This window comes from Nocardia sp. NPDC049190 (genome assembly GCF_040648115.1).
Taxonomy (GTDB): domain Bacteria; phylum Actinomycetota; class Actinomycetes; order Mycobacteriales; family Mycobacteriaceae; genus Nocardia.
Genome location: NZ_JBEZDE010000005.1, coordinates 93527 through 119698, shown reverse-complemented (window position 1 = coordinate 119698; position 26172 = coordinate 93527). Strand labels below are relative to the sequence as shown.

At 66.6% G+C, this 26172-nt stretch carries 22 protein-coding genes and 1 pseudogene; 14 read left to right on the top strand and 9 right to left on the bottom strand.

Translation table 11 applies throughout. From position 1 onward, the window contains the following. Positions 1-17: 17 nt before the first annotated feature. The 6 genes from AB0B25_RS07260 to AB0B25_RS07235 form a co-directional block, all read right to left on the bottom strand. Positions 18-806 (bottom strand): ESX secretion-associated protein EspG, encoded by a 789-nt coding sequence (locus AB0B25_RS07260; RefSeq protein ID WP_357176009.1) that lies wholly within the window; start codon positions 804-806, stop codon positions 18-20. Then, positions 803-2638, bottom strand: a complete 1836-nt coding sequence (locus AB0B25_RS07255) for a hypothetical protein (protein WP_357176006.1) — start codon at positions 2636-2638, stop codon at positions 803-805. Before AB0B25_RS07255 ends, AB0B25_RS07260 begins: the two co-directional genes overlap by 4 nt. A gap of 19 nt (positions 2639-2657) precedes the next feature. Beyond that, on the bottom strand, positions 2658-3206 hold the full coding sequence (locus tag AB0B25_RS07250) for a hypothetical protein (protein ID WP_357176005.1): 549 nt from the start codon (positions 3204-3206) through the stop codon (positions 2658-2660). Between the two features lie 360 nt (positions 3207-3566). Then, positions 3567-4259, bottom strand: coding sequence for a DUF397 domain-containing protein (locus tag AB0B25_RS07245; RefSeq protein ID WP_357176003.1), 693 nt, complete (start codon positions 4257-4259; stop codon positions 3567-3569). A 203-nt stretch (positions 4260-4462) separates the two neighbouring features. Further along, positions 4463-5245 (bottom strand): ESX secretion-associated protein EspG, encoded by a 783-nt coding sequence (locus AB0B25_RS07240; protein WP_357176001.1) that lies wholly within the window; start codon positions 5243-5245, stop codon positions 4463-4465. Continuing rightward, positions 5242-7269, bottom strand: coding sequence for a hypothetical protein (locus AB0B25_RS07235; RefSeq protein ID WP_357175999.1), 2028 nt, complete (start codon positions 7267-7269; stop codon positions 5242-5244). The genes AB0B25_RS07240 and AB0B25_RS07235 overlap by 4 nt, the downstream gene beginning before the upstream one ends. Before the next feature lie 135 nt (positions 7270-7404). Here AB0B25_RS07235 and AB0B25_RS07230 point away from each other — a divergent pair, with 135 nt between their 5' ends. From AB0B25_RS07230 to AB0B25_RS07190, 9 genes are all read left to right on the top strand, one after another. Then, positions 7405-7974 carry a hypothetical protein gene (locus AB0B25_RS07230; protein ID WP_357175997.1) on the top strand — a complete coding sequence of 190 codons (570 nt, stop codon included), beginning with the start codon at positions 7405-7407 and terminating at the stop codon, positions 7972-7974. Next, positions 7971-8279: a YbaB/EbfC family nucleoid-associated protein gene (locus AB0B25_RS07225; protein WP_357175995.1), complete on the top strand. Its 309-nt coding sequence runs from the start codon at positions 7971-7973 to the stop codon at positions 8277-8279. The genes AB0B25_RS07230 and AB0B25_RS07225 overlap by 4 nt, the downstream gene beginning before the upstream one ends. Before the next feature lie 115 nt (positions 8280-8394). Next, a complete protein-coding gene (locus tag AB0B25_RS07220; protein WP_357175993.1) occupies positions 8395-8712 on the top strand; it encodes a type VII secretion target in 318 nt (105 codons plus the stop codon). Continuing rightward, positions 8709-9977, top strand: a complete 1269-nt coding sequence (locus AB0B25_RS07215; protein ID WP_357175991.1) for a hypothetical protein — start codon at positions 8709-8711, stop codon at positions 9975-9977. The genes AB0B25_RS07220 and AB0B25_RS07215 overlap by 4 nt, the downstream gene beginning before the upstream one ends. Before the next feature lie 12 nt (positions 9978-9989). Then, entirely contained in the window at positions 9990-10283 is a 294-nt protein-coding gene (locus AB0B25_RS07210; protein ID WP_357175989.1) for a PE domain-containing protein, read from the top strand. A 15-nt stretch (positions 10284-10298) separates the two neighbouring features. Then, entirely contained in the window at positions 10299-11273 is a 975-nt protein-coding gene (locus AB0B25_RS07205) for a PPE domain-containing protein (RefSeq protein ID WP_357175987.1), read from the top strand. A 25-nt stretch (positions 11274-11298) separates the two neighbouring features. Next, entirely contained in the window at positions 11299-12090 is a 792-nt protein-coding gene (locus tag AB0B25_RS07200) for an ESX secretion-associated protein EspG (RefSeq protein WP_357175985.1), read from the top strand. Positions 12091-12178: 88 nt separating this feature from the next. Next, complete coding sequence (locus tag AB0B25_RS07195) at positions 12179-12496, top strand: WXG100 family type VII secretion target (RefSeq protein WP_357175983.1); 318 nt, start codon at positions 12179-12181, stop codon at positions 12494-12496. A 27-nt stretch (positions 12497-12523) separates the two neighbouring features. Continuing rightward, complete coding sequence (locus tag AB0B25_RS07190) at positions 12524-12820, top strand: type VII secretion protein EsxR (protein ID WP_357175981.1); 297 nt, start codon at positions 12524-12526, stop codon at positions 12818-12820. Positions 12821-13008: 188 nt separating this feature from the next. On the opposite strand, the gene eccE is transcribed toward AB0B25_RS07190, so the two are convergent. Beyond that, positions 13009-14733 carry a type VII secretion protein EccE gene (eccE, locus tag AB0B25_RS07185; protein ID WP_357175979.1) on the bottom strand — a complete coding sequence of 575 codons (1725 nt, stop codon included), beginning with the start codon at positions 14731-14733 and terminating at the stop codon, positions 13009-13011. Positions 14734-14973: 240 nt separating this feature from the next. Between eccE and eccB the strand changes: the two genes are divergently transcribed. After that, complete coding sequence (gene eccB / locus AB0B25_RS07180) at positions 14974-16431, top strand: type VII secretion protein EccB (RefSeq protein ID WP_357175976.1); 1458 nt, start codon at positions 14974-14976, stop codon at positions 16429-16431. A 280-nt stretch (positions 16432-16711) separates the two neighbouring features. Here eccB and eccA read toward each other — a convergent pair whose 3' ends face one another. Then, entirely contained in the window at positions 16712-18529 is a 1818-nt protein-coding gene (gene eccA / locus AB0B25_RS07175) for a type VII secretion AAA-ATPase EccA (protein ID WP_357175974.1), read from the bottom strand. 134 nt (positions 18530-18663) lie between these two features. Between eccA and eccD the strand changes: the two genes are divergently transcribed. The 3 genes from eccD to eccCa are packed head-to-tail and all read left to right on the top strand — an operon-like array spanning position 18664 to position 25646. Next, complete coding sequence (eccD, locus tag AB0B25_RS07170) at positions 18664-20136, top strand: type VII secretion integral membrane protein EccD (protein WP_357175972.1); 1473 nt, start codon at positions 18664-18666, stop codon at positions 20134-20136. Positions 20137-20141: 5 nt separating this feature from the next. Beyond that, positions 20142-21566 carry a type VII secretion-associated serine protease mycosin gene (gene mycP, locus AB0B25_RS07165; protein ID WP_357175970.1) on the top strand — a complete coding sequence of 475 codons (1425 nt, stop codon included), beginning with the start codon at positions 20142-20144 and terminating at the stop codon, positions 21564-21566. 3 nt (positions 21567-21569) lie between these two features. After that, on the top strand, positions 21570-25646 hold the full coding sequence (gene eccCa / locus AB0B25_RS07160) for a type VII secretion protein EccCa (RefSeq protein ID WP_357175967.1): 4077 nt from the start codon (positions 21570-21572) through the stop codon (positions 25644-25646). 148 nt (positions 25647-25794) lie between these two features. Here the strand turns inward: eccCa and AB0B25_RS07155 are convergent. Further along, positions 25795-25992: pseudogene (locus tag AB0B25_RS07155) on the bottom strand (GNAT family N-acetyltransferase); the annotation flags it as partial. Between AB0B25_RS07155 and AB0B25_RS07150 the strand changes: the two are divergent. Further along, complete coding sequence (locus AB0B25_RS07150) at positions 25897-26148, top strand: hypothetical protein (protein ID WP_357176036.1); 252 nt, start codon at positions 25897-25899, stop codon at positions 26146-26148. The pseudogene AB0B25_RS07155 and the gene AB0B25_RS07150 overlap by 96 nt on opposite strands. The last annotated feature ends 24 nt before the right edge of the window (positions 26149-26172 follow it).

Genomic DNA, 26172 nt, shown 5'->3' with positions numbered 1-26172 from the left:
GGGCATTTCCGCCGCGTTCACACCTGCTCGTCTTTGATCGCCCGCACCACCTCGGCGATCTCGGCGTTGATCAAGGTGATCAAGCCCTTGGCGTCGACAGCTCTCGCGACCGGTGGGTTATCGCCGGTGATCGCGTATCGACCATCATCGACCAGGTCCCGCCAGCCGAACCCGCGGCGCACGATGCCGCGCGGACCGAATCGCGAACTGCCCTGGCAGATTTCGATCATTCCGGCGCGGGCCGGCGTCGACCGCAGGAACTTCGCCGAGCGGTACTCGACGGCATCCTCGGACAACTCGTGCGCGACCAACCGCCGGAAGGAGTAGTCCATCTGCTGGTGCTGCCCGTCCGGTGGCGCGAGGGTGACTTCGCCGAGCTGTCCCGCCGCGACTTCGGGCAGCGCGGCCACCAGCGTGTCGGCCAACGACAACACATCGCACTCGGCGACCGTGAATCCCCCGCTGTGCCAGACCGTCTTGCCCGGCAGTTGCGTCAGTAGGTAGGCCTGACCGCCACGGCGAACACCGAGCAACCGGACGATTCCCGATGGATCGTCCGGGTCCCGGGCGTCCCGGCCGTGCGCCAGCACCCGGATGTCCGGGCGTGCCACCGTCTGCAGCACGTCGTCCATCTCCGCGGCCAGCGTCGTCCGCAGGCGCTCGCGCACCTCGTATTTCTCGCGGAGGTAGTCGTCGTAATACGGTGTCGCGGCGGTGAACACGAAGGGCGACGGCATGCCGCCCTCTTTGAGTTCCTCCCAGAGGACCACGAACTCGATGTCGGTGAGCCGCCAGAAACCACTCATTGGTCCAAAACGGGTTTCGCGACCAGCTGGGGACCACCCATGGCTTCGTCCAGATAGTCGGTCGACTCGAGGAACGCGGACTTCTTGTAATCCTTGTCCTCCTGGCCGGCGCCGCGGCCCGCCGAGCCCGCCGCACCGGGCGAGCCCGGCGTGGCGGCCATCGGCGCCGCGCCGGCCCGGCCGATGGCGCCCGTCGCGCCGGCGGCACTCGCCCGCGGAAAAAGCTTGGACGCCTTGTCCAACGGGTTCAGCGCCGACGGACTCTTGGCCCCGGGGCCCGGCCCGGCAGCCTTTCCCGGACCGGCGCCGAGACCGGAGGCCAGCGACGATGCCGTGCGCTGAGCCGCCTGTTGCGCCGTGCGCTGAGCCGCCTCTTGCGCCGCTTGCTGGGCGGCTTGCTGTGCGGCGCCGGCGGCTTGCTGTCCCGCCTGCTGTGCTGCTTCTTGTGCCTGCTGTGCGGCCTGTGCCCGTTGCTGTGCGGCTTGTTGCTCCTGTTGCTGTGCGGCCTGCTCCCGTTGCTGTGCGGCCTGCTCCCGTTGCTGTGCGGCCCGCTGTCGTTCCTGCGCGGCCCGCGCCCGTTCCTGTGCGGCTCGCCGCGCCTGTTCCTGTGCGGCCTGCGTCCGTTCCTGTGCGGCTCGTCGCGCCTGTTCTTGTGCGTCCTGCGCTCGTTGCTGTGCGATTTGTCGCGCCTGTTGTTCTTGCCAGTCCTCTTGCCGAGCGTTCCATTGCTGCTGCGCGTCGTCGGTGGCGGAAGCCGGTCGCGCTACCGGCCCGGGGCCGGTGCTGAACCCCGGTCCCGGCGGCCCTGGCGGCCCAGTGTTGATGGGTGAAACCGGTATCGGCAGCGCCGGTACCGCCAAGTCGGAGTCGCTGACACCAGGGACATACCACTCGTGCAGCGCGGTGATATGCGGGATCCGCGGATCCTCCGCGGGGGAGGCCAGCATCGTCCCGGCATAGGGAGCCGGCGGGGGTTGCGCGCTGGTGGGCATCAGCGGCTTGGTCTGCGCCAGCCAACCCGAGGTGTAGTAGAGGTTTGCCCCGATCGACGACATCGCCCGGGTCAGGTTGAGGGTTCCGGTGCTGTAGGCCCGTGAGGCGGTGATGGCCATGGTCTTGCCGGCGCCCTCCCATTTCGCCTCCGCCGCGACGAAATTGTTTCCGAGCTTGTCGTACTCGTCCTTCAACTCTCCGCTCATCCAAGTCCAGATGGCGGCCGCGTCGGCTACCAACTGCGGATTGATGTCCTTGCCGAGGTTGTAGAACCAGCTGTACGGGTAGTGCTCCGGCGTCTCGGCCCGGACCGTCGCTCGGTTCTTGCCGGTGAGCGCGGCGAGCCCCGGCGGCAGATGCGTTCTGGGCAGACCGGACGTCTGTATCTTGGTGGCGTCGGTCGGCACGGGGTAGGTGGGCGGTCTACTCGAACCGGCCGCGGGTGGGTTGTTGTGAAACGATCCCGGCGCCGTGGGCATCGGGAAGGGGCGGATCTTGCGGAGGCTCTCCCCCGAGATGTCTTCGGCATCGGCGTAGGCCTTGCCTGCCGCGAAGAACGCGTCCGCCATGTCGTGCAGGATTTCGAGATTCAAATCCAGAATGGTGCCCAGTTCGGCGGCCCGGCCGGAATTCTTCGCCGCGAGAGCTTCACCGGAGTCGGCGCCGGAGAAGCGTGCCAGCGAATCGACCATGCTGATCTTCGCGCGGACCGCACGCACTCGGGCTATGGTGTCACCGACCTGCTTCGCAAGCAGCTCGACGGTGCCGGGTTCGAGCCTTAGCCGGCCGTGGCCCGCTTGCTCGGCCAAGGCCTGCCATGAATTGTTCTTCCCACCCATAAGTCGTGCTCCTGACTGGCTATCCCGGCAGCGCCGGGAAGATCTCGTCCGCCCGTCCTGGTCCGTGCTCGCACGGATTCGACCAGGACGTTCGCGCCGCCGTGCGAGCCGTAATATCCACTGTCACCAGGCTGGTCGTCGCTCCCGAGGAGATGGCGCATTCGTCTCTGTTGTCCCGAACTTTCCGATAACGCGATGTCGGATGATCGCCAGTAGTCGGAATACAAAGGTCGGACTGTGGATCAGCCAGAATTTCCTGATGCTTCACCGTCGCGGCATAGACCGCCGCCGTCTCGAACGGCTCGTCGTGCTCGGCCGCCCAGCCGTACGCACGCCATCCGCCGGCGTTGAGGGGACTCTCGCTGTCCGGCGCACACCGTACCCGCGCGGCACTGAATCCGCTCTCGTTCAGGTATCCGGCAAGACTGTCGGCGTTCTCGGGGGTCCGGACCGCCGGTGTCTCGCGGCGCGAACTCGGCACGAGTGCTATTGCGCCGCCGTCGGATTCGCACCCGGTTGCCAGCGCGCTGCCGGTTGCCAGCGCGCACAGCATCTGAATCCTCGGCATATCCCTCCGACTACCCGGTTCAGCACATCATGACACGTTCGGCTCGAGGAAACGCCGGGTTTCACGACTACCTTCGCTCGTCCTGGATGACGTGGATCGCGGCGGCCATCTCTGCGTTGATCGTGGTGGTGAAGCGTTTTGGCGCCCGCTGGTTCGGCGAGCGACGGAAGGTCTGCCTCGACCATCTGCCATCATCGGGTACGTCCCGCCATTCGAGTCAGCAGGCGCACTCGTACGTATACGCGGTTCGACTGTTGCGCGGTAAGCGGATTCGGCTGTCCAGCGCATGCAACGCCCCCGCTCCCCGGCTGCGCCGTGGGGAGCGGGGCCGCCCGAGACCGCTATATGCGCGAGTACCCGTCAGGCAGGGCGCTCGAACTCCCCGGCCTGCACACCTGCGGTGAACGCATCCCATTCGCCCGGCGTGAACACCAGCGTCGGACCGGTCGGGTTCTTGCTGTCACGCATTCCGATCATCCCGCCGTCGACGAACGCGACTTCCACACATTCCTTGCCGCCGCCGCTTCGACTGGACTTGAACCAATTGGCTCCCGACAGATCGACAGTCACGCTTGATACTCCCTTGCCAATTTGCCTTAGCAGACTCTTGCTGGATGCAACGTCAAGCGTGGTTTGCTGGATGACGTTGTCCGCCTGACGATACCTGTCCACGTCCTTCGTGCGCTCCAAGTACATGTCGCCCGCATACGACTCGATGTAGACCACGGTGGGCGCTACCTCGCGGTCTTCGGCATCGACTCCGACGTCCGGGATCACGAACGGTCCGGGCGCGATCCCGAGCGGGAAGCCAGCGGAGAACGGCTGAATCCGAACGCTCACGTTCGTCGGCGTGTTCGCCAGGTGCTGAAACTGAGCGGCCATGACAGCGGGGCTACCCACGACATAGCGCAACGTCGCTTCGTTCAGTACGAACTCTGCCTGAACCGGACGAGTCTTACGATTGGTCCGAGCTTGTCGCTTGGCGCGGAGTTGTGCACGTCGATTCCTCGGGCGGATCGTTGGGGAAATACGCCCGATCGAGAACGCGAGCATAGTCTGGGGTTTGGAGTAATCCCGCCGAGAAATATCGAATCATGCAGCGGCACAAGGTATGTCGTGACCGCAAAAGGTCCGTAAAGGGCGACGGCGCTAGCTGTCGGGTACGAGCGGGCACAACTCGTTACACCGGTATCGGGCCCGCGCGAACGGAGCCGCCACGCGCGGCCTGACGTTCGCACCAGGTACCGAGCAGCTGCCTATCGCCGCTCGTCTTTGATGGCTTTGACCACTTCCGCGATGCCGGAGTTCACCAGCATGGTGAGCCGTTTGGCGTCGGCCGCCACCGCGACCGGCGGGTTTGCTGCGGTGATCGCGTAGCGCCCGTCGCCGTCCAGGTCCCGCCAGAACATCTGCTTCCGAGTCATCCCGCGCGGGCCGAATCGGGACATCCCCTGGGCGATTACGATCATGCCTTGGCCGGTGGTCGTGGCGCGCAAAAATTTGTCGGCCTGTTGTTCGGCGGTGTCGTCGAAGGAGTCGTGCACGAACGACCGGCCGTAGGAGAAGTCCAGGTCGGCGCTGTTGGTCTGCTTGGCGAGCACGATGTCACCGAGTTCGCCCGCGGCCACCTCGGGCAACTCCGCCGTCAGGGTCTCGGCGAGCGCCAACGGCGCGCACTCGGTGACCGTGTAGCCGCCGCTGTGCCACGCCGTCTCGCCCGGAAGCTGTTTCAGCAGGTACCCGTAGCCCTCGCGGCGGACCGCGAGCAGTCGGATCTGACTGGCGGCGTCCTCCTCGTCGCTGCCCCAGCCGTGCAGTACGACCCGGATGTCCGGCTGCGCAACCACATCCAGCACGCTATCGAAACTACCGTTCAGCTTGCCGCGCAGTTGCGCCCTTATTTCCCGCTTCTCACGCTGATAGTCGTTGTAATACTTGGTCCGACTGGTGAATACGAACGGGGCCGGCAAGATATCCGCTTGCGCGGTCTCCCATGCGACGACGAACTCGAGGTCGGTGAAATTCCAGGTTCGGGTCATTTCTCCACGACGGCCCTGACCACCGTCGGCGCGTCACCCAACGCCTCTTCCAGGTGCGTCTTCGAGTCGAGGTAGTTGGCGCGCTTGTGGTCCTTGCCCTGACCCTGCCCCTGGCCTGCTCCGGCTCCGGCTGGGCCGGGTGATCCCGGCGCTCCGGCCGCGGCGATCCCGGATCCGGGGATTCCGAGACGTCCGAGTGCGGACCCCGCCGGCCCGGCGAGGTTCGCGCGCGGGAACAACCGCGCCGCCTCGGCTTCCTTCTGCAGCGCGGCCGCAGCAGCACCGGCGCCGCCTATGCCGCCGACCTTTCCGGCGCTGAGCCCACCCGTTCCACCCGGTGTGCCGAGGCCGGGGAGACCGGCAGCCCTGGCTGCGTTGTTGAGGCTGTCCAGTCCGGAGCCCATCGCCGCCGCTTGCTGGGCCGCCTGTGCTGCCTGCGCCGCGGCATTCATGCCCTGCTGCACGCCTTGCTGCGCCATGTCGGCCGCCTGGCTGAGACCGTTCGCCGCTTGGCTGGCGCTGTCCGGCACGGTGGTCGTAGTCGTGATGGTGCGGTCGGTCGCCTTTGTCCCCGTCGGCGAGGTGTCGGGGCCGCCGGCCGCCGAGGGGACGAGGTCGTTGCCGAAGCTCTGTGGCGTTCTGGTCGGGGTGTAGCCGGTCGGGGTGTAGCCGGTCGGGGCATAGCCGGGGCCGCCCCCGGGACCGCCCCCGGTGTACGGGCCGCGGTCCCCCGTTTTGTCGGCGGGGTTCGCCGCCTTGCCCTTTGGGATCGACGTGCGGTTGGTCGGCAACTCGTTCAATGTCGGCATGAACAAAGAAGAGGTCTGGACTCCCAGAACATAGCTGTTTTCCATGTTCTGTCGATATATCGCAAGGTTTCGTTGATTCTTGTCAGCCTGAGTGGGGTCCAGGTAGGAGTAGGAGCCGCCCATCTCGTCGAATGTAGTCACCATCTTCGCCGGCGGCGGCTTCGGATCCGGGGGCATGCCTTCCTTGGTGCTCTTCAGCCATTTCCCGGTGTAGTCGAGAAGGGAACTGACAGCATTCATGCGCGAAGTCAGGTCGACGGCTTTCGCATGATATTTCTTCACCGCGCCTATTGCTTTGTCGGCGCCGGTACCGCTCCAGTCATCCTTGGTCGTGTTCGCGATATTTTCGGCGAAGGCGCCGACCGCGTCGTCCAGTTCGAGTGCCATCCACTTCCAGTCTCGTGTGGCCTCCCGCACCGGTTTGATTGCGAGTCCGGTAGACAAGCCGAGGTCGTGGAGGTCACGCCACTGCTGATTGGCCGGGTTCTCGGGGTTGGGGCCGGTTTCCAGCCGATCTTGGTGCAGTGGCTCCCGCTGTGTCTGGGTGGAGCCCGCGTAGTCCATGACCTTGCCCGGGATCGCAGCCGGTTTCACCACATCGGAAGGCTCGACATCTCCGAACACGTTTTCTATACCGTCGGTCTTAGGTACTTCTGTGAAGTCTCTGCCGGTCGGGTCTACTCTGTCTTCGTCATCTATTTTGACAATTTTCGGATCTTTCCCCAGCTCCGGCGCCTTGGTGACGAATTTCCCTCCCTTTTTCGGCACTTCCGCTCTGATTCGGTCCAGATCCCCTAGCATCCATTTTCTAGTTTTCTCGTCGTAGCCCCCTGCGGACTCCAGGTCGGTCTGAATGTATTTTTTGCCCGCGGCTATGAACGTGTCCATCATTTCGGTCAACATCGCCTCGTGGGTGCGCAACACTTCGGACAGCCCGCCGAGGGTGTCGTTGCATTGGATCGCCAGCAGGTCCCCGGAATCCAGCTGGCTCAGCTGGCGGAGGGGGACCATGGCGGCGATCTTCTCCTGGACGCGGAGGATTCCGCCGATCGCCTCGGAGCATTGGTTGGCAGCCTTCTGTGCGGCCCAGAACTCGAATCTGAGAGGGTCCTTGGGGGCTTTCGTATAGGCCGCGATGTCCTTCCACGGGTCCTTGTCCTTGGTCGTCGTGACAGGGCCGACGCTGGGGCTCGGCGGGTGGCCGGGATAGGTCATCCGTGCCTCCGAGTCCGTGCCCCCGACAGTGGCAAGGCCTTGGTGTCACCCATGCGTCGCGCTCCTGACTATCACCGACAATCTGACCCATAGTGACACGGACGTGCTCATCGCGTGGTTCATTCCTTCCCGTCAGTGGTGGTTGACGTCAGGAGGAGAAGATGTCGTGAGGTGTACACCTCTATAGAGAGGAGGTGGCCCGTGCAGATCATGCGGATGCCGAAAGTCGCGGCTGCCCGTATAGGCGTCGGCCATCTTCTCGATGTGGTTCCGGCCACCGAACGCCACAGCGATGACCTGGATTACGAGTATGGAGCAGACGTCGTCGCGGATCGCTCGGCGGTCGGCGCCCGGAGAATTTCTGAATACGACGAGCGGATGAGGGATGCCATGTGGAGAGCAGCGTCCAGGAGTGGCTCGATCTCGGTTGAGACCACCGAACAGGGACTGCCGATCGGTATCACGATCGAGCGTGCGGAGTTGCGGCGCGAGCCAGGGGAGTTGGCGCGCGAGATCCTCCGGCTGTGCAAACAATCGGCGAATCGTGCCGGACTGGCTCGCCGGGCCGAATTGGCGGAGGCCGGGCTGACCAGCGATGTCCTTGCCCTGACCGGTTTGCCCAAGCCGGAAGATGTTGCGCGCAAAGAGCTGATGGACGAGGTCGAGTACGAGGTCGAGCCGCAGAGCTGGCTGAGGTCGGTATGAACGAGGCAATGGACGCGCTCGAGGCGCGAGCGCACCGCCAGCTCGAGCGATTGCGCGACCTGGCCGACCGGATGGCCGCGGTCCGGGTACGCGAGACCTCGACCGACGGTGCGGTCACGGCCGTGGTCGACGGTAACGGCGCGCTGGTGGATCTCGAATTGTCCGGCAGAATCGCCGAACTGTCGCCCGCGGAGTTCGAACAGACCTTGGTGAGCACAACGGCTTCGGCGGCCCGCCGCGCATTCGCCGAGCGCGGCGCGCTGGTGACCGACTTCAACGAAGAAGCGGCCGAAGACAGTAAATGAGATTTCCGTAACGTCATGGAGATTTCCGCGCTATTCCCAGTACTGAGTGATCGTAAGGGCGATCCAGTACATTGGGCCTACCGGATCAATCGTCTACCGGCAGCGGAGGTTCCTGATGGACAAGGTTCTTGTAGTTACTGACGCCCTCCGCGGGTATGGAGATGCCGCGGCGGCCACGGCCGTCGAAGTCGCCACAGCGGGCGCGGCGAATCAGGCCGCCACCATTGCCGCGGTGATCCCGGTGTTCGGCCTGATCGGGCAGGATTTCCTCGCCGCCTTCGCGGTTGCGCAGGCCAACAACATGATGTCGGTGGCCGAGGTAGCGCATGTGCACGGCATGACCGCGGTGGCCTCGCACGGGGGCGCCGCGACCTACGACCTCACCGATGACACTTCGGCCGGCGATCTCGGAACGATCAGCAAGTCGATATGAACGCGCCGCTCGACCCCGCGGTTCTCGACCTGTTGCGTCAGAGCGCGGTGGGCCCCATGCTGGACCGACCGGTCAACGATGTCCTGAAAGACATGGGATTGCCGCCGTTGCCGGACATCTCGGGCCTGCCGCCGCTGCCCGAGTTTCCGCCGCTTCCGGTGCTCGACCTCTCCTTGCTGGCCAAACCGCTGACCGATCTGTCGAGCAGTTTCGGCAGCGGACAGTTACCCGCCGCGCCGCAACTCGATCCAGCGCAGGTGTTGGCACAGGTTTCCTCCGTTGTGCAGACCGCGGTGGTGCTCGGCAGTTCCGCGCTGCAGATGGTGATGCAACTGTGGCAAGGCATGGCCGCGTCAGCGGCGGCGGAGAAGGCCGGGCAGGTGGCGGCCGACGGCACGGCGGTCGCCGGCCAGAGCACGGCGACCTCCGCGGGCGTCACGGCGGCCGCGGGAACGGTGTTCCAGGGCGCGGCCTTGATGGCGGCGATCGTCGCGAAGTTCATGACCTCGCTCGCCGCGTCGGCGCCGTTCCTCGGGACGCCGGGCGGCCAGCTGTTCCTGGTCGCGCTGACCACCGAAACACTCGCCGAGGCAACGGCGGTGGTCGCCAAGACCCGTGGCGAACTCACCGTGCACAGCGCGGCGATGACGCAGACCGGGCAGAAGGTGCCGGTCACCAATGCGCCGAAGAACGTGGACCCGATGCAGGCGGTTTCGCAGGTCATGCAGCTGCTGGGCCCGCTGACCCAGTTGGCGACCACGGGCGGACAAGCACTGCAGGCCGCGCAGACTTCGTTGAATGTGCCGAAGTCGATCTCGGACGGCGAAAAGGACCGGGAGCGGTGGAAACTCGGCGAGAACGGTGCCGGTATGCCGGGCATCGGCGCCGGGCCGATCGGTGTAGGTGGCGGCGGCGCGGCGGGAGCCCCCGCGCGCCAACTGGCTTCGTGGTCGGGTGTGCGCGCGGCCGGACCGCTGGGCGTCGCGGGAGCGAGTATGCCTGCGGCCGAAGCTACTTCGACCACGTCCACTACGGCGATGCGTGGCGTGAGCTCCGGACCGAGCATGATGCCGATGGCAGGCGGCGCGGGAGCGGCGGGCATGGCCCGCGCCGGCGAGCAGTCGGTCGACGGTCTGCGCGGCGAGCTGGTCACCGCGCAGCACGGCAATGAGGTCGTCGGCAGTATCGAGGGTGCCTCGGTGCCGGTGGTCGGCGCACCCGAACCACTGGACTCCGAGTCACCGGACAAGTCGCTCACCCTCTGACAGGAGGACGTCATGGAATTCGATCCGATCCGGGCCCGCAAGTCCGCCGCGGACCTGGACGCTCTCGCGGCGCGTCTGGACACCGACCTGCGCGGGAGCCTGCCAACGCTCGCCGTCGAATCGGCGGGCTTGGACGAAGTGTCCGGCCGTGCGGCGGAGACGATGCGCGGTGTCGCGTCCTCTTATGGCGAGTCCGCCTCCGCAGGCGTGCTGGAGATCCGAAAACTGGCGGCCGCGTTGCGTTCCCACACCGATGTGCTGGTGCAGATGGAGGACGACAATGCCGCCGACTTCGGAAGAAGCTGACACGGGGCGGCGCGTATGGTCGAACCACCGGTAATCGGTTTCACCGGTGTGGTCTGGCAGGCCAGACCAACCGAGAAGTTGGCACAGGACCTGACGACAGGGCCCGGCGCCGCGCCGATGGCCGACGCGAGCATGGCATGGGCGAAGCTGGCTGCGAGTTTCGGTGCGGCGGTAGCGGACTACGAACAGATCCTGCTGAATATCCGCGAATCGTGGCGCAACGGCGAGAGCGAAGCCGTGCACGAGCGCATCGCCACACTGCGTGAGTGGCTGATCGACGCCGCTGCGGCGGCGAGCCAGAACGCCGCCAAGGCGGGCGCGCAGGCCGTCGCCCACGAGGTGGCGCGCCTGGCGATGCCGCATGTCGCCGAGATCGCGGCACTGGAAGCGACGAAGCGCGGAATCGAGCAGGCCGGCGCCGCGCTCGGCGCACCGCTGGTCGCTGCCGCCGCCCAGGTCGATTCCGAGCAGGATATGGCCAAGGCCAACGCCGCTCGCGTCATGCAGAGTTACGAGGCGGCCGCCACCCCACTGGCCATGCCCTGGCAACAGCAGCATCCGCCGGTCATCGCGCCGGCTGCCGCGCTGGAGGCCGAGGCCGGGGCAGCCGAGACCACGCCGGCGGCCGCGGGCGCTCGCGGGGTACCCCGCATCGGTGGTATGCCGAATCTGGCCGGGCTATCGATGCCGCGGGCGAAAACTGCCTACCGGACGCAGACGGTGTCGCAATCGGTCGCCGCGCCGGAAGTCGTTCCGGTGGAGTCGACTCCGGTCGTCACCGACAACGCGGCGAGCCGAATGGTGCCAGGCGCGATGAATCCCGGCACGGCCGCGGGCGAAACCGAACGCGTCGTGCGCGCCGCGGTGGCCGCCACCCGGCCGGGTGAGGGGCTGCAGATCGAAGCGGGCTTGGACGCGGCGCCGCCGGTGCTCGGCGCCGCGCCCGAGCAGGCACGGCCGGAACCGGCGCCGACCGAGGCAGCGTCATGACCGCCCCGCGTGGCAGGAGACCGCCATGCCGACGATGACCAATGACAGCCTGCTCGTCGCGTCCGGTCTGCTCGGTGTGCAGACGCTGCCGCTGGTACTCGGAGTCGGCCCCCAGCAGGATTCGGCCGAGGCATGGCAGGACGCGCAGCGGCAGGCCCTCAGCGGCTTGCGCGCGTCCGGTCTCGTCAACCGTTACGACGAACTCGCCCCCGAACTCGCCGCCGCCTTGTCGACCCTTTCCCAGCCCGATCGCGAGCTCGTGGCCCGCGTCTACACCGAAAACGGTCCGGTGCGTGTCTGTTTGGCGCGCCGGGGCAGCGAGCACGCGGTCGTCGTCCGGACCGGCGACGTCTTCGATATCCGCACCACCTGGGCCGACGACGATGGCGCCGCGCTCGCGCGCCCGGTGCTCGGCGCGCTCGGCGCGTGCCGGCCCGCCGAGATCGCCAGCTTCAGCGCTCCCGCTGGCGACCTGCGTGAACGTCTCGACAAGGCAACGTCGTCGACTGATTTCACCCAGGCGCTGTACGCGCTCGGCGTAGTCGACGAGCGGGACGCGATCGAATTCGGTCTGGCGATGTCGAGCTGCCACGCACATGCCGAAATCGTCGCCTATGTCCACGAGGACGGCGCGAGTTCCCGATCGTCCGGGGCGGTAGCCGTGTACGACACCGCACGGGGTCGTATTGTGGCGAGCCCCGGCGCCGCTGCCGACCTCCGGGTCTGGTCCACCTTCACCCCGGGCTCCGACCATCGGATCGCGCAGGCGATTTCCGCCCTGATCGAATCCCTGCCCGGAGGAAGGTGGATGCCCTAGTCGACGCATCAGATAGGACGAGCGATCAACTGTGCCGTGGCGACGGTGCATTCACAGTGAATACAAACGATTTCGAAAGGTCAAAGCAATGGCATTGACAAATCTGGGTGGCGACGGCGGCGCGGGCAGCGGCGAATACGGTGTCGAGGCGACCGGTATCGACGGCGTCAAAAACCGTATGACGGATGCGATCTCGACCCTCAAGACCTCTATCAACCAGATCGACGACTCCGTCCAAGCGGTGGCGGCCGGCTGGCAGGGAGATGCCCACAGCGAGTTCGTGACCAAAGCCGCTGAATGGCACGAAGAAGTGGCAAATCTGAACCTGAAGCTCGACGCCTTCTCCACTGCGGTGGAAGAGGGCAAGAAGACCATCGTGACCACCGACCAGGCCGGTTTGGCGTAGGCAACTCGATTCGAAGGAGACAAGACAATGGCGATCCTGTACAGCAAAAACAAGATCACTGAGATGGTCAGCGACCTGGACCGGTACGGCACCACCATGAAGCGGCAGATCGACGAACTCGAAGGCGCTGCCACGGCGTTCCGTGCGAATCTGAAGGGTGATGAAGCCATCGCGAACTTCGACACGACGCACGCGAAGTTGACCGGCGAACTCTCCGACACCCTGCAGAAGCTCGATGCTCTGGCGGTAAAAGTCGAGGAGGCGTTCCACCGCATCGTCGGAGCCGACGGCAAAATCGGCGACGGTTTCGCCAGTATCCTCTGACTCAGTGTCGCATTGCCGACGAAGAATTGCCCGTGTGCTCCTCTACGTGGAGTACGCGGGCAATTCGTTGTCCACCCCGATTGGTCCTACCCGCCGGCAGCCGAACCGCCACATGGAAATCTGTTCGGAATGGTGTATGCGCGAACGGCAGTGAACCCGGCATCCGTGCATACCGCGACCCGGTCGCGTCACACCGGAATCGGCCGCGGCAAGCCGAGGTAAGTCATCTCGAAAGGCGTCGCAACCATGTCTACGGTTGTCGTTCCCGCGGCAGTTCGCACGGTGACCCGGTTCGCGGTTTGCGGGTCTTCGATCAGGGTGATGTCGGGGTTGAAATAGTCGCCACCGACCGCACGTGACCGCAGGAGTATGACCGTAGCGTCGGAGTGGTGCGTCGACGGCGCTATTCCGTCGTAGACGATGACGGATGCGGCCCGGTGCGAGTTCGCCTGCTGGGAACCGGCCGACCAGGCGGCCAGCGACAGCAACTGCGCCGAATCGACATAGGCCACCATCTCCCGCCAGGCCTCATGGCGGTTGGTGTGCACCACGACGGTGGCGCCCAACGCGATGGCGCGCAGGATGACCTGCTTGGCGATGAGCAGCGCGCCGATGATCTCGATCCGGCGCACATGCTGACCGACCAACGGCAGCGCCACACCCTGCCCGGAGGAGTCCGCCCCGATCAGTTGTCCACAGCCGGCGATGGGCATGGACAGGCCGACCAGTGAATCCGGCGTGCCGAGAGCGCTGTCGATCGGCAGCTCCGGTCCCTGGGCGCTGATCGGAAGGCTGTGCAGCAGCGCCCGATACTGTTTGCCTGGCATCGGTATGAGACCGGGGGCACTCACCTGGGCAGGCTCGTGGCGAGTGTCGAACCGGACCGTCGCGGTCACCGCGATCGGCGCCGATTCCGCACTCTGGGCTGGTGCGCCGTCGCGTGTCGCGCGCCGGAGCCGCACGGTCATCGTTGTCGCCAGGCTCTGGGTCGCCCAGATATCGGCGAACCCGCGCGGGCCGAGCGCATCGAGCGTCATCTGGTAGGACGTGGAATAGATTCCGTCGTGCTCGAGGCACTGGGAGGTCTCCCTGAGCTGATCGAGCGAGGCGCCGCGGGTGAGCTGGTGGATCGCCGCGGTGATCTCCCCCGCGGACAACACCGACGCGGTGAGCCCGCGGGCGGCCAGTCGATTCGCCACGCGCCGGGTCGCGACTATCCCGGATCGCAGCGCGCCGGTGGAGCCCCCGCCGCGGCGGTCCACCGCGCCGACGTTGGCGAGTGGGTTCAACCGCAGCACAATCCAGACTGTTCGCTGCGCGACCGCGGGCAGCGGACCGAGGATTTGGTCATAGAGCCGCGCGACCGGACCGGCGTCCGAGGTGCGCGCCCCGGTGCTGATCACATCGATGGACGCGAGACCGATGTCGAACTGGCTCAGGCAGCGCGCGAGCTCGGGGAGCGGAACTTTGTCTCCCGTGCTCAGGCCACTGGGGCTGAGCAGCGTCACGAAGCGCGGCGGTGCGTCGATGCGCAGCATGGTGATCAGGTGCGCGCCATCCCACCGCATCCCGTACGTGCCGCCCTCCGGCAGTGGAACGTCGAACGGCGCGTGGTTGACGACGGTGGAACGGCTGCGGAAGGCGTGCCACCGGAACGTGATGGCCTCGTCCAGGAATCCGGCGAGCGAGCTGCCGCGCAGTCTGGTGAGACCGATCACGGCGACGAGAGCGCCGCCGGCCACGGCATAGGGTGTGGGTGCGTCGAACGACACGGCGGCGAGGGCGATGGCGATCGCGACGAGCACGACCGGAATCACCAAGCGCAGCGGTAGCATTCGGAACAACCAGTTCTGCGGTGAGTGCAGCGGTGGTGCCGGAACCGCTACGGCTGGGTCGGCCGTTGTTGACGCCATGGACTCATAATGGACCGAAGTTCCCCACCTTCGCTACCTGTCCCGCCGCTGTCTGTCCCGCCGCTCCGCGTCTTCTGGCCGGACTCAGGTGCTGGGCGGCTGGTGGTGAGTTGGTGGCCGGGTCGGCTGGTACCCGACGAGTCACCCGTGTCGGTACGAAATCAATTCTTGTGTTGGGAAGTAAAGAGCTGGGCAGGATAGGATCCGACCTGCTCCAACCCGCGTCAGTTCGGAGGCGTCGTGCCAGCACAGTTGACCACGCGTGCGCAAGTCAACGGATACCGGTTCTTGCTGCGCCGGTACGAGCATGCGCTGATCCGCCGTGATGTGCGAATGTTGCACGACCCGATGCGGTCGCAGATACGGTCGCTGGCCATCGGCGCCGTCTTGGGCATCCTGGTGGTCGCGGGCGCCGCGATCCTGTCCTTTCTGAAGCCGGCGGGATCGGTCGACGACGCGAAGATCGTGATGGCCCAGGAGAGCGGCGCGCTGTACGCGGTGGTCGACGACACCTTGCATCCGGTGTTGAACCTGGCCTCGGCGCGGCTCATTACGGGTAGCAACGAGTCGCCGACCTCGGTGAAAGCATCCAAACTGACCTCGCTGCCGCGTGGCCCGCTGCTGGGAATTCCCGGCGCTCCCGCTGCCCTGCCCGGTGGAACGGGTGACCGCTCGATCTGGACGCTGTGCGACTCGGTGGTGCTGTCCGCCGCGGGCAGCGCGGCCCGCTCGCCAGGCGTGAACACGACGGTGATCGCCGGGGCGGTCGAGCCGGAATCCGAGAGCGCGGCCCGGCCACTGCGATCGGATGAGGCGTTGCTGGTGACGCGTGAGAACAAGGTCTATCTGATGTTCGACGGCAAGCGCGCGGAGGTCGACCCGGCGGACTCGGTGTTGGACCGCTCGCTGACGTTGCGCAACCAGCAGCCGAGACCGGTCAGCGCCGGGCTGTTGAACTCGACCACCCAGGTACCGGCGTTGAAGCCGCCGCAGATCGATCGGCTGGGCCAACCCGGCCCTGGCCGGCTGTCGGACATACCCGTCGGTGGCGTGATCAGAGCGCGCGGTGTCGGTGCCGAGGAACTGTACGTCGTGTTGCCCAACGGGGTGCAACGGGTGACGCCTTTCGCCGCCCAGGTGATTCGCAACGCGAATTCGCAAGGCATGAGCGACATCACCACCGTCCCGCCGGACCGGCTGGTCGGGGTGCCGGTGTTGACCACTCTCCCGGTCGATCACTTCCCGCAGGAAACGCCGAAGATCCTGCCCGCCGAGGGCTATCAGATCGGGTGCACGTCCTGGTCCAGAGGCGCTGACGATCCGGCCGCGACAGTGACGATCCTGGCCGGCCGAAAACTCCCGCTGGCGGACTCGGCGACCCCGGTCGCCCTGACGACCTCGGACGGCACCGGCGATCGGGTAGACGCCGCGTACCTGCCGCCGAACTCGGGCGAGTACGTCCAGGCAACCGGCATGGACCCGGAAAGCGCCCGTCGAGGCACCCTGTTCTATGTGGCCGACAATGGAATCCGCTACGGGGTGCCCGACGCCGAGACCGCGGCCGTGCTCGGTCTGACGCCGAAACCACGTCTGGCCCCGTGGCCGATCATCGGCCAGATGGTCCCCGGCCCGACCCTGTCGGCCAAGAACGCCCTCGTCAGCCACGACACCTTGCCGACCGGCACGACAACGAACTGAACTGTTCCGACTCTCCGGGGTTGTGGCCGGACTCGCATGGCACAACAGTGGCGTCGGCGGCTTCCTGACGAGCGCTGGCTCGGTGAGCTCGCGCCCGGGGGGTTACCCATGTGCTCACGAGATCTCTTATTGCGTATTCCCAACCGCCACAATAGATTTCGTGAGCACATGGGTAACTCCCCGGGCACCGGCCGACCCGACCAGCTCCCTGACCGTCAGCCGCCGACGTCACTTCCGCGGCACTCGGTCCGGCCGAAAAACGCGGAGAGGCGGAACAGAACTAGCGCAACGTGGAGAGGACGCCGTCGAGGGCGTTGCGCATGTCGTCGGCTTCGATGCGCATCAGAACGCTCTCGTTCACAGTGGTCAGGTCCAGATTTTCGTCGTTGGCCAGCCGGAACTCTCGTTCCTCCTCGGCCGCTTCGATGACGTTGCGGATGAAGCGGCCGTTGCCGGCGAGGTCGATCCCGCGGCGCGGCTGACCGGTCTGGTCGGTGCTCGTTTTGCCGTACAGATCCGCGCAAGCCTGCACGAGCAACGCTTGGCCTTCGTCGGAGATCGTGGAATCTCTTTTGTGGGCGATGAACTGCCCGATCTGGCCCAACTCCTCCGGGGTGTAGGAATCGAACTTGACCCGTTTGGCGAAGCGGGAAGCGAGGCCGTCGTTGGCCGCGAGCAGCCGGTCGATCTCGCCGTCGTATCCCGCGATAATCACGACCAGGCGGTCTCGGTCGTTCTCCATGCGTGCGAGTAGGGTGTCCACGGCCTCGCGGCCGAACGCGTCGCCGCCGGACAGGCCGGTCTGGATCAAGGTGTAGGCCTCGTCGATGAACAGCACGCCGTCCATCGCGCTGTCGATCAACTTGGAGGTCTTGATCGCGGTGCTGCCCAAGTGCTGGCCGACGAAATCCGCGCGCTTGGCCTCGACCAGATTGTCGGTCTTCAAAAGACCCAGCCCACAGTAGATCTTGGCGACCACCCGGGCGACGGTGGTCTTACCGGTGCCAGGAGGGCCGGTGAACGCCAGGTGCTGTCCGCGCGGCACGCTGGCCATACCCTTCTCGGCGCGGATCTTGGCCAGCTGCGCGGTCGCCTGCAACTTGGCGACCTGCGTCTTGACCGCCGCGAGGCCGATCTGCGCATCCAACTCCGCGCGCGCGGCCGCGAGGATCACCTTGGCTTTGTCGTCGCGCTCCTCGCGGCCCATCTGCTCGGTCGACGGAGCGGACGCGGGATCCCAGCGGTTGGTGCGCGCCTCGATCTGTTCCTTGGTGGACACCGTGAGGCGATACTTGCGGTCTCGCATCGCTGCGGTGTTCGCGGCGAAATCCGGCGCCTCGGAGAACACCTTCTCGAACAATGCCTGGGCCTCGTCCTCATGTCCGGTCTCACGCAGACACAGGCCGCGGCAGAACCGGGCGGTGGTCGCGGCCGCGGGGATGGGGCCTTCTTCGGCCCTTTCCATCCGCCGGATCGCCTCACCGAACAGCCCCAATTGCGCGCAGGCCGTGCCGACCATCACGTGTGCGCCAGCGGCCAGGTAGGGGTCGTCCCACTCGGCGGAGCCCGCGAGCACCGTCATGACATCGGGCCAACGCTGGGTCTGATAGTGCAGGACCCCGCGCACGTACGCGCAGATGCGGTCGTCGGTCTCGCGATCGGGCTGCGACAGTTGGGACTTCCGGTGCACGGCCAATTCGTCGAGGACCTTTTCGGCCTCGTCGTAGTCTCCCTCGGCGATCAATTGCGAAGCCTGCGCCAGCCAGATTTCGGTGTAGCTGGCCAGCGGATAGTCGATGAACTGGCCGACGACGAAGCGTCCGGCGAGCTCGCGCGGCCGCAGCCCCAACCGGCGCTGTTCCCGGAAAAGCGTTGCCGCGCTGGACTTGTAGATGTTGAACAGCACCTCGCGGGTGACTTCACCAGCGGCGGCACGGCCGAGCCATGCATCGCACATACCGGGATCCCATTCGGTCGCCCGTTGGAAGGCCAGTTTGGCGTAGTCGAGGTCGCGGGCGGATTCCTGGCCGTCGATAACCAGGCCTAGTGACAAGACGCCAGCATCGAAGGCGCGTTGTGCTTGGCGATTGCCAGTCATGCGGGTAAGCCCCCAAAGCCTACGGTGTGAGCGATTCTTCGCTCAGCATACCGGCTGCCATATGACGGTTTGTTCGATAGATTGTGTTTGTTGCCATCTAGGGACAGCGTTGAGTGTAGGGAGTCATCCAACCCGTGACCGAGTCGTCGACCAGCGGCTTGGGTGCCGTTGACCCGGAACTGTGCCGTGTGTCGGTTATCGGCGGAAACACCCAGATCGACCTAGGTTTGCCCGCAGTAATTCCGATCGCCGCCTTCATCGGCGATGTCGTCGAATTGATCGAATCCCGCACCCCGGACTTCACCGATCCCGAGGAGGGCGCTCCGCTGCGGACGCAGCATTGGACGTTGGCCCGGGTCGGCCGTGACCCGATCCCGCCCAATCAGACGCTCACCGAGGCAGAGGTGTTCGACGGCGAGCTGCTGGTCCTACGGTCGGTGACGGCCAAGGAGTCGCCTGCGCTGTTCGACGATGTGATCGACGCGGTGTCGAAGCTGACCACGGAGATGTTCCGAAGTTGGTCGCCGGCATCGGCCCGGTGGGTGGGCCTGATCGCGAGCCTCGTCGCGGCGCTCGCGGCGATCGCGCTGCTGCTCGCAGCCAGAAGTCACGGCGCGGGTATCGCGACCGGCTTCCTGACGGTCGGCGCCGGCGCGGCCGCGATGGCCGCGGCCGTGATCGCGATACGGATGTATCAGGCGCGGTTGGTTGCCGTGATGTTGTCGTTGTCCGCGGTGCTCTTGTTCTTCGCCAGCGCGGCATTGTTCGTGCCGGGCGATATCGGCAGTCCGCACCTGCTGCTGGCCTGCGTTGCGGCCCTGGTCGCCGCGGCGGTCGGCTACAGCATCACCGGCGTCGGCGCGACGATGTTCGCCGCGGCCATCACCATGGCGTTGTTCGGCGGTGTCGCCGCGTTCGTGCACATGGTCTGGGAGACGGATCCGCCGAAGATCGCCGCCGGCGCGATGGTTGCCGCCCTCATCGTGGTCACCATGGCTCCGCGGCTCGCGGTCGCGGCGGCGCGGCTGCCGGTGCCGCCGGTGCCGACCGCGGGCGCGGCGATCGACCCGGCCGACCACGAACCGCGGCCCACTATCGAGGACATCGGCGCCATCGGCGCCACCGCTCTTCCCTCGGCGGTGGGACTGGAACTGCGGGCCAGCGCCGCCAACCAGTACCAGTCCGGCGTACTCATCGGGTCCACGGTGGCGGCCGTGGCGGGTGCGGTGATCGGCGCGGACCCGTTCGGCGCGGCGCGGTGGCAAGGTATCGCGCTGGCCGTGGTCATCGCGCTCATCCTGTGTCTACGGGGACGTTCATTCGCCGACCTGACTCAGGCGAGCACGCTGATCGTGGGCGGCGTCGCCACCTTGATCGCGACCATGGTCGGTCTGGCCCTCGGCCATCCCTCGTGGCTGGTGCCGATCGCCGGGATGCTGCTCGCGGTCGCGGCGATCGCGGTGGTGTTCGGTGTCATCGGGCCGAATACCGAGATGTCGCCGGTGACCCGCCGGATGGGCGAGATCTTCGAATACCTGCTGATCGTCAGCATTATTCCGCTGGTGCTCTGGATCATGGACGTGTACGCCGCCGCTAGAAACCTGTGACATCGATGGCTATCGCGAGGCAGCACAAGTCACGAATACCGTTGCGGCTGGCCGGTGTCGCGGCGGTTCTCGGTCTGAGCTTCGTCGGACTGCCCGCGCCGGCGCATGCGATCGCGCCGCCGGCCATCGATGACGGTGCGCTGGGCGCGGCGCTGGCCGTCAACGGACCGCCCGACGCTACCGAGCAGCGATCTGTGTGCGCCGAACCGCTGCTCACAGGCGCCCCGCCGCGGGATGCGCCGTTGGCGCAGCGGATTCTGGACCTCCCCGCCGCATGGCAGTTCAGCCGCGGCGGCGGCCAGAAAGTCGCGGTTGTCGACACCGGCGTGAACCCGCATCCGCGCCTACCAGCCCTGGAGCCCGGCGGCGACTTCGTCTCCGACTCGAACGGAACGGTCGACTGTGACGGCCACGGCACTCTCGTGGCCGGCATCATCGCGGCACGGCCGAGTCCGGATGACGCGTTCGTCGGCGTCGCACCGGACGCGCAGATCCTCGCGATTCGGCAGTTGAGCCTGGCCTACGAGCCGAAGGACCGCAACCGCCGCGAGGTGCCGGGCGCGATCTCGAGCACCGGGTACGGAACCGTGCTGACGCTGGCCGCCGCTGTCGTGCGCGCGGTCGATCGGGGGGCCACGGTGATCAACATCTCCGAAGTGGCCTGCACGCCCGCCGGAGTCGCTCCCGTCGACGGGGCGCTGGGCGCCGCGGTGAAATACGCCTACGAACGCAACGTCGTTGTGGTCGCCGCCGCCGGAAATATCCAGCAAAGCGGTGCTTGCGGCGCTCAGAATGACGGTTCGGGCTGGGGGGCGGTCAACACCGCGGTGAGTCCGGCCTGGTTTTCCCCCTACGTGCTGTCGGTGGCCTCGGTGGAAGCCGACGGCAAGCCGTCGCCGTTCTCGATATTCGGTCCCTGGGTGGGCGTCGCGGCGCCGGGGCGCGACATCGTCTCGCTCGACAGCAAACCCGGCGGGGTGGGGTTGGTCAACGCCGTGCAGACCGACGAAGGCGCCGGATCCATCGACGGGACCAGCTTCGCCAGCGCATATGTCTCCGGGCTCGCGGCGCTGGTGCGCGCGCGGTTCCCGGAGCTGTCGGCGGGGCAGGTGATCGATCGGATCACCCGCACCGCACAGTCGCCCGGCGCCGGACGCGACGATCAGCTCGGGCACGGGCTCATCGACCCGTTGGCGGCCTTGACGGCGCAACTGCCCGCACAACCGGTGAGCGCGGGAACAGACACGGCGCGCCCCATCGCCGGGCCGCCGCCGCCGCCCTACGTCGATCCCATGCCCCGGCGAGTGGCCACCATCGGCACGATCGTCTTGCTCGCGCTGCTCGGCATCGGATACGCATTGTCGATTCCGTTCCGCCGGACCCGTGTCGATGCGATCGACACCGCGGAACCTACGGAAGAAGGACAGTAGGACATGGCAACCGAAGGTTTTGTGCGCAGACCGCGGATCGCGCCGCCGCGGCCACCCGGCGGTGAAGTGGCGCTGACGGCGCCGCCGGAGATCCCGCGGGCGGTGCCGGCCGGATTGCTGACGAAGCTGATGCCACTTGTCATGGTGGTGGCCGTGGTCGGGATGATCGCGATGATGGCCATGATGGGGCGCAATCTCTTGGCCAACCCTTTCATGATGATGTTCCCGATGATGATGCTGATGTCGATGGTCGGCATGATGGCGGGAATGCGCGGGGGCGGCGGTCCGAAGAAGGCCGCCGAGCTCAACGAGGAGCGCAAGGACTACTTCCGCTACTTGGATCAGGTGCGCAAGGATGTGCGCAAGACCGGCCATTCCCAGCTCGATGCCCTGACCTGGAGCCACCCCGACCCGGCCGATCTGCAATCGATCGTCGGCACTCGGCGGATGTGGGAGCGGCGACCGAACGACCCGGATTTCGGGCATGTGCGCGTCGGCGTCGGCAGCCATCGCCTCGCTACCAAACTGGCGCGGCCGGAGACCGGTCCGCTGGAGGACTTGGAGCCGGTGTCGACCGTGGCGCTGCGCCGATTCGTCCGGACCCACTCGGTGGTGCACGGCCTGCCGACCGCCATCTCGCTGCGCGCGTTTCCGGCCATCAATATCGAAGGTGATCCCGCCGAGGCCCGCACCCTGGTGCGGGCGATGCTCATGGAGTTCGTGGCGTTCCACGGTCCGGACCACACCGCCGTCGCCATCATCTGCGCCGACCCGGACGGCGAGGCGTGGTCGTTCGCCAAATGGCTGCCGCACCTGCAACATCCGGTCGAACGGGATGGGATGGGCTCGGCCAGGATGATGTACCGCTCGCTGGCCGAGCTGGAGACCGCCATGGCGGCCGAGCTGCTCGAACGCGGCCGTTTCATGCGCAACGCGCAACCGACCGCGGGGCGGGTCCACCTGCTCGTCATCATCGATGACGGCTACGTGAGCAGCACCGACCGGATCGTCAGCGACGCGGGCCTGGATTCCGTCACGGTCCTCGACCTCACCGCCCCCCAGAACGGGCTGGCCGTGCGCCGCGGGCTACAGCTCGTCATCGGCGACGGCATGGTCGCGGCGAAATCGGCCGCGGGCATCGAGAAGTTCGCGACCGCAGACGCGGTGACGGTTGCGGAGGCGGAATCGCTCGCCCGGGACCTGGCCCGCTTCCGCGTCGCGACGGCCGCGCAGATCGTCAGCCTCGGCGACGAAACACGCGCCGATCCGGGCCTGATGTCGCTACTGAAGATTCCGGACGCCGCGCAGATCGATCCGGCTCTGGTGTGGCGTCCACGCAGTCTCCGGGAGCGGCTGCGGGTGCCGATCGGTGTCACTCCGGACGGTACCCCGGTGGAGATCGACATCAAGGAGTCCGCCGAGAACGGTATGGGACCACACGGGTTGTGCATCGGCGCAACGGGTTCGGGTAAGTCGGAGTTTCTGCGCACCCTGGTGTTGTCGATGGTGACCTCGCATTCACCGGATCTGTTGAACCTGGTGCTGGTCGACTTCAAGGGTGGTGCGACCTTCCTCGGTCTCGACTCGCTGCCGCACGTGGCCGCGGTCATCACCAACCTCGAGGAAGAACTCTCGATGGTCGACCGTATGAAGGACGCCCTTGCCGGCGAGATGAACCGCCGGCAGGAACTGCTGCGCTCAGCGGGCAACTTCGCGAACGTCACCGAGTACGAGCAGGCCCGCGCCGCGGGCGCCCAGATCGACCCGCTGCCCGCGCTGTTCATCGTCGTCGACGAGTTCTCCGAGCTCCTGTCGCAGAAACCGGATTTCGCCGATCTGTTCGTGATGATCGGTCGGCTGGGGCGCTCGCTGCGGGTGCATCTGTTGCTGGCCTCGCAGCGACTGGAAGAGAACAAGCTGCGCGGTTTGGACAGTCATCTGTCCTACCGGATCGGGCTGCGTACCTTCTCGGCGAACGAATCGCGTGCGGTACTCGGTATCACCGACGCCTACCACCTGCCCAGCGTGCCGGGATCCGCCTACCTCAAGAGCGACGCGGCCGATCCGCTGCGGTTCAATGCCAGCTACGTGTCCGGGCCGTATGTTTCGCCGCGCGGCACGCAACAGGTCGACGGGCGTCCGGTGGGCGGCCAGTCGGCGGTGGTGTTCACCGCCAGCGAGGTCGAGGCGCCCGAACAGGAGTCGGCCTTCCTCGACAGTGCTGTGGCCCGTGGCCTTCCGGAGCTACCGCCGCCGCCAGGTGAGCTCGAGCTACCACCCCCGCCGAGTGAGGCCACCCGGCCCGCCGAAGCGGTGCCCGCCACCCTGCTGCAAGTCGTCGTCCAGCGCCTGACCGGGCACGGACGGCCAGCGCACGAGGTGTGGTTGCCGCCATTGGACGAGTCGCCCTCGGTCGACATGCTGCTGCCCGATCCGGATTGGCGGTCGCCGGCGAACCGGCACGGTCAGCTGTGGCTGCCGATCGGCGTGATCGACAAGCCCTACGAGCAGCGCCGTGACGTGCTGGTCATCGACCTGTCCGGAGGACAGGGCAATCTCGCCGTGGTCGGCGGCCCGCAGGCGGGTAAGTCGACCACCCTGCGCACTGTCATCATGGCGGCCGCTGCCACACACACCCCCGAGCAAGTGCAGTTCTATTGTCTGGACTTCGGTGGCGGTACCCTCGCCGGCTTGGCGGATCTGCCGCACGTCGGATCGGTAGCGGGCAGACTGGAAGTCGACCGGGTCCGCCGGACCGTCGCGGAGATGACCACACTGCTGCACCAGCGCGAGGAACGTTTCCGTGAGCTGGGCATCGAGTCGATCCACGAGTTCCGCAAGCGCAAGGCGCAGTTGAGCCAGATGCCCGCCGCGGAGCGCGCGGCCCACCCGCTGTCGGAGGACCTGCACGGCGACGTGTTCCTGGTGATCGACGGATGGCCGACAATCCGCGCCGAATTCGAGATGCTCGAGCCGGCTCTGAACGCCATCGCGGCGCAGGGCTTGTCCTATGGCATCCATCTCATGGTCGGGGCGTCGCGCTGGGCCGAGATCCGACCTGCCGTCAAGGATCTCATCGGGACCAGGCTGGAACTTCGGCTCGGCGACCCGTCCGACTCCGAGATGGACCGGCGCACCGCCGTACTCATCCCGGTCGGCCGTCCGGGGCGTGGCCTGACTCCGGAGAAACTGCATATGCTCATCGCGTTGCCGCGGTTGGACTCGAACTCCGACCCGCAGACACTGGCCGAGGGCGTCGGCGCCGCGAAGCAACAGATGAACGAGCTCTTCGGCGGTCGTCGCGCCCCCGAGGTGCGCATGCTGCCCCTGGAGATATCGCGCGAGGATGTGCTCGCGGCCGCGCGTGAGCGCGGTATCGAACTCGGCCCGACGCGGGTCGTCGTCGGGCTGGGGGAAGCCGAACTCGCGCCGGTGGTCCTGGATTTCGGTACCCAGCCGCATCTCATGGCATTCGCGGATGTGGAATGCGGCAAGACCACCTTGCTGCGCAATATCGTCCTGGGCGTGGTGGAGAACTCGAATGCCGAGCAGGCACGGGTCATCCTCATCGACTACCGGCGCACCATGCTCGGCCTCATCGAGGGCGACCAGCTGGCCGGATACTCGACCTCATCGCAGACCTCGATCGGAATGATCAAAGAGGTCGCCGCGTACCTCGGCAGGCGCATCCCTGGATCGGACATCACTCCGAAACAGCTGCGGGAGCGCAGTTGGTGGACCGGACCGGAGATCTATGTCGTCGTCGACGACTACGACATGGTCGCGACCGGGGTGAATCCGCTGGAGCCGCTGCTCGAGTTTCTCCCGCAGGCTCGCGACATCGGCCTGCACTTGATCGTGACGCGCCGCTCGGGCGGTGCGTCGCGAGCGTTGTACGACCGGGTGCTCGGCAGGCTCAAGGAGCTTTCGGTTGACGCGTTGCTGATGAGTGCGCCAAAGGACGAAGGAAAACTGCTGGGTGACATCCGCTCGTCGAAGCTTCCGCCGGGCCGGGGCATCCTGGTTTCCCGCAGCGGTGAGCCGGAGATGATCCAGGTGTCCCACCTGCCGCAGCTGTAGCGAGCCGGTCGAAATCCCAGCTGTCGCTGCGACGTTCGAACAGCGCCTGGGAGGGTCCGGCCGTCACCGGACCTGCGATGCGAGTGAGGTGGAAACCGGCTCTACGGTAGTAGTCGTGCAAGTCGGTGTTGGTGGTCCAGGCGTTGAGTCGGATCCACTTGCGTTGTTGTTGCCACGCCAGCCTTCCCGCGTGGGCGAGCAATCGGTGGCCGATGTGCCGACCGGCGAAGCGTAGGTCGACGATCATGAAATGGACGATCAGTGCGCTGTCGATTTCCTGCGGGGACCACAGTCCGGGGTCGGCGCGCTCGTTGACGGTGATCGTTCCGGCGGGTTCGCCCGCCACCTCCGCGATCCAGGTTTCGCCCGCGTCGAGCGCGTCGCCGACGGCTCGGGCGAAGATCTCGATGGGACGGCCGCGACCGGCCACCGTCCATTGATCGGAGCCCTGTGCGGTGAGCCAGGCCGTCCGTTGGATGCGCAACCGGCAGATCATCCCTAGATCGCCCGAAGTCGCCTGGCGCAG

Excerpts from the sequence above, each read along its gene's own strand:
- AB0B25_RS07260 (WP_357176009.1), bottom strand. The coding sequence starts at position 806 with ATGAGTGGTTTCTGGCGGCTCACCGACATCGAGTTCGTGGTCCTCTGG.
- AB0B25_RS07255 (WP_357176006.1), bottom strand. The coding sequence starts at position 2,638 with ATGGGTGGGAAGAACAATTCATGGCAGGCCTTGGCCGAGCAAGCGGGC.
- AB0B25_RS07250 (WP_357176005.1), bottom strand. The coding sequence starts at position 3,206 with ATGCCGAGGATTCAGATGCTGTGCGCGCTGGCAACCGGCAGCGCGCTG.
- AB0B25_RS07245 (WP_357176003.1), bottom strand. The coding sequence starts at position 4,259 with ATGCTCGCGTTCTCGATCGGGCGTATTTCCCCAACGATCCGCCCGAGG.
- AB0B25_RS07240 (WP_357176001.1), bottom strand. The coding sequence starts at position 5,245 with ATGACCCGAACCTGGAATTTCACCGACCTCGAGTTCGTCGTCGCATGG.
- AB0B25_RS07235 (WP_357175999.1), bottom strand. The coding sequence starts at position 7,269 with ATGACCTATCCCGGCCACCCGCCGAGCCCCAGCGTCGGCCCTGTCACG.
- AB0B25_RS07225 (WP_357175995.1), top strand. The coding sequence starts at position 7,971 with ATGAACGAGGCAATGGACGCGCTCGAGGCGCGAGCGCACCGCCAGCTC.
- AB0B25_RS07220 (WP_357175993.1), top strand. The coding sequence starts at position 8,395 with ATGGACAAGGTTCTTGTAGTTACTGACGCCCTCCGCGGGTATGGAGAT.
- AB0B25_RS07215 (WP_357175991.1), top strand. The coding sequence starts at position 8,709 with ATGAACGCGCCGCTCGACCCCGCGGTTCTCGACCTGTTGCGTCAGAGC.
- AB0B25_RS07210 (WP_357175989.1), top strand. The coding sequence starts at position 9,990 with ATGGAATTCGATCCGATCCGGGCCCGCAAGTCCGCCGCGGACCTGGAC.
- AB0B25_RS07205 (WP_357175987.1), top strand. The coding sequence starts at position 10,299 with ATGGTCGAACCACCGGTAATCGGTTTCACCGGTGTGGTCTGGCAGGCC.
- AB0B25_RS07200 (WP_357175985.1), top strand. The coding sequence starts at position 11,299 with ATGCCGACGATGACCAATGACAGCCTGCTCGTCGCGTCCGGTCTGCTC.
- AB0B25_RS07195 (WP_357175983.1), top strand. The coding sequence starts at position 12,179 with ATGGCATTGACAAATCTGGGTGGCGACGGCGGCGCGGGCAGCGGCGAA.
- AB0B25_RS07190 (WP_357175981.1), top strand. The coding sequence starts at position 12,524 with ATGGCGATCCTGTACAGCAAAAACAAGATCACTGAGATGGTCAGCGAC.
- eccE (WP_357175979.1), bottom strand. The coding sequence starts at position 14,733 with ATGGCGTCAACAACGGCCGACCCAGCCGTAGCGGTTCCGGCACCACCG.
- eccA (WP_357175974.1), bottom strand. The coding sequence starts at position 18,529 with ATGACTGGCAATCGCCAAGCACAACGCGCCTTCGATGCTGGCGTCTTG.
- mycP (WP_357175970.1), top strand. The coding sequence starts at position 20,142 with ATGGCTATCGCGAGGCAGCACAAGTCACGAATACCGTTGCGGCTGGCC.
- eccCa (WP_357175967.1), top strand. The coding sequence starts at position 21,570 with ATGGCAACCGAAGGTTTTGTGCGCAGACCGCGGATCGCGCCGCCGCGG.
- AB0B25_RS07150 (WP_357176036.1), top strand. The coding sequence starts at position 25,897 with ATGGACGATCAGTGCGCTGTCGATTTCCTGCGGGGACCACAGTCCGGG.